2 protein-coding genes are annotated in these 2,671 nt (G+C 75.9%); both read left to right on the top strand.

Annotated elements, in window-relative coordinates; all coding sequences use genetic code 11:
* The first annotated feature begins 365 nt into the window (after nucleotides 1–365).
* Nucleotides 366–1,379, top strand: coding sequence for a chromosome partitioning protein (locus tag Q2K20_RS18030; protein WP_269528916.1), 1,014 nt, complete (start codon nucleotides 366–368; stop codon nucleotides 1,377–1,379).
* Nucleotides 1,369–2,553, top strand: coding sequence for a TadA family conjugal transfer-associated ATPase (locus tag Q2K20_RS18025; RefSeq protein ID WP_067711434.1), 1,185 nt, complete (start codon nucleotides 1,369–1,371; stop codon nucleotides 2,551–2,553). The genes Q2K20_RS18030 and Q2K20_RS18025 overlap by 11 nt, the downstream gene beginning before the upstream one ends.
* Nucleotides 2,554–2,671: the final 118 nt, after the last annotated feature.

Genomic DNA, 2,671 nt, shown 5'->3' with positions numbered 1-2,671 from the left:
CTACGACCAGGAACCAAAGTGGAAAGCCGGGCAGACCGGCGGACCTCACACGCCCTCCATACGGTCACGACCCACGACCATGCCAGCGACCGCCCCGGCTACTTCATCGGTGAATTGAGGCTAAGGTGCTCAGTTCATCCCCCCGAGAACTGACACTTCTGAGAGACCGCCGCACCCCCTGCCGCGGTCTCTCGCATTTCGCGGGCTCGGCTGTACCGGACAGCTGCCGACGCGCCCACCGCACAGTGCCCTCGCGAGCTTTCCCCGCGGCACGTTGTCCACAGCCCCGTCCCCCTCCACAGGCGGGCCGCCGTGGGCCTCCGCGGAGCGGTCGACGGGCGGGTGGATGCGCGAGGCTGAGCCCCGTGAACACGACTACGAGAGCGCGGTCCGTCGCGGTGGACGTCGCCGACCCCGATCTGGACGCCGACGTGCGTGCCGTCCTGGCCGCACTCGCCCTGGACACGGACACCCGGGCCGGGAACCACTCCGAGGTGGTGGTCACCGATCGCGCGGACGCCGTGGTGGATACCGGTAGGTCACGCGTCGTGCGGGTGGGGTCTGACCGCGACCGGGGCGACGACGACGAGGTGGTCCGCCTGCCGTCCGGCACCGGCGATCTCGTGGGTGCGCTGCTCGCGCCGGTGCGTACGCGGTCGGGTCCGCTGATCGTGGTCGCCGGCGCGGTGGGCGGCTGCGGGGCCAGCACCCTCGCGGCGGCGCTGGCGGTTCGGGCTGCGCCGTCCCTCCGGACCCTGCTGGTCGAGGCGGACCCGCACGGCACCGGCGTCGATCTGGTGCTGGGCGTCGAGGAGCGGCCCGGGCTTCGGGTCGAGGACGTGCGCGCCGACCTGGGCGGACCTGATCCGGAGGCCCTGTGGGGTGCGGTGCCCGAGGCCCTGCCCGGACTCGGCGTCCTGGCGCGGTCCAGGAGTGGACCGGTCGTGGCCGACCCTGTCCGCGCCCTCGACGGCGCCCCGGGAGCGGAGCAGGCCCACCGGTCGGCCGGGGGACTCGTGGTGAGCGATCGCGGTGGGCTCGCCGACGGCGGGCCGGTGTCCGCCGGTGCGGACCTCGTCGTCGTCGTCACCAGGGCCGACCTCCAGGGCGCTGTCGCCGCCGGGAACGCGGTGCGCGACCACCCGGGCGTGGTCCTGGTCATCAGGACCGGACGCGGCGACCCCCTGCACGCCGCCGACGTCGCCGACGTGGCCGGGGCGAGGAACTGGCACGTCCTGCCGGAGATCCGGGCGGTCCGCCGTGCGGCGGGCGTCGGCGAGCTGGCGGCCGCGCTCCATCGCGGACGGGCGGGCCGGGTGCGACGACTGGCCGCGCTCGCCGACGCACTGCTGGAGCAGGTGGACCTCGATGAACGGTGACGATCCGGCGGTGGTCGCACCGCCGGCCGACCTCGTCGACAGGGTGCGCGCGCGGCTCGCCGGCCTGGGCGTGGAGCCCGAGCCGGACGAGGTGGTCCGCGCGGTGCGGGCCGAGTCCGGGGTGCTGCACGGCCACCTCGACCTGCTGCGTACAGCGCGATTGGTCCGCGAGCACCTGGCCGGGGCCGGGCCGCTCGAGGCGCTCCTCGCGAGCCCCGGTGTCACCGACGTCGTGGTCGACGGGCCGGGGCCGGCACTGGTGGACCGCGGACGCGGCCTGGAGGAGACGGACGTCGTCGTACCCACCGAGGCCGAGCTGCGGGCGCTCGCGGTACGCCTGGCCGGACGGGCGGGTCAGCGGCTCGATGACGCCCGACCCTGGGCCGACGGCGTGGTGCGCTCCCGCGACGGGATGGCGTGGCGACTGCACGCGGTTCTGCCGCCGGTGGCCGTGGACGGGACCTGCCTGTCGCTGCGCGTGTCGCGGCCGGCGCAGGTGACCTTCGACCGGTTGGTGGAGGCGGGGACGGTGCATGCCTCCGCGGAGCCGCTGCTGCGGGGGCTCGTCGACGCCCGGGTGGGCTACCTCGTGGTGGGTGGCACCGGCTCCGGAAAGACCACCATGCTCGCGGCGCTGTTAGGGCTGGTCCCGGCGACCGAGCGGCTGCTGTGCGTCGAGGATTCCCCCGAGCTGCGACCCGCGCACCCGCACGTCGTGCGACTGGTGGTGCGGCACGGCAACGTCGAGGGCGCCGGACAGGTGACCATGGCCGACCTGGTCCGGCAGGCACTGCGCATGCGACCGGACCGGATCGCGGTGGGGGAGGTGCGTGGCGGCGAGGTCGCCGACCTGCTGGCCGCGCTGAACACCGGCCACGACGGCAGCGCCGGCACCGTCCACGCCAACTCGCCCACGGAGCTGCCCGCCCGGCTGGAGGCGCTCGGCGCGCTGGGCGGACTCGACAGGGCGGCCCTGTCCGCACAGGTCGCGGCGTCCCTGCGGGTGGTGGTGGGGATGCGCCGGCTGCCCGACGGGCGGCGGGGCGTCGACTCGATCGGGGTGGTGCGGCGCGAGGCGCACGGGATCGTCGTGGACCCGGCCTGGCGCGCCGACGGTGGGGCGGTTCCCGGCCGCGCGGGCCTGGACGCGGTGCTCGGGGCGAGGGTCTCATGACGGCCGCGGTGCTCCTCGCCGCCGCGCTGCTGGTGTGGCCGGGCGGGATCGCGGCCGGCAGGGTACGCGCGCTCGGGGTCGGCGGTGCGGGGCAGGCGGGCGGTGCGGGGCAGGCGGG

The sequence above is a fragment of the Dietzia sp. IN118 genome (genome assembly GCF_032905965.1).
Classification (GTDB): Bacteria; Actinomycetota; Actinomycetes; order Mycobacteriales; family Mycobacteriaceae; genus Dietzia; species Dietzia kunjamensis.
This window is presented reverse-complemented; position numbering and strand designations above follow the sequence as displayed.

Bases quoted from the DNA above. Each gene is read 5' to 3' on its own strand.
- Q2K20_RS18025 (WP_067711434.1), top strand. From the start codon at position 1,369: ATGAACGGTGACGATCCGGCGGTGGTCGCACCGCCGGCCGACCTCGTC.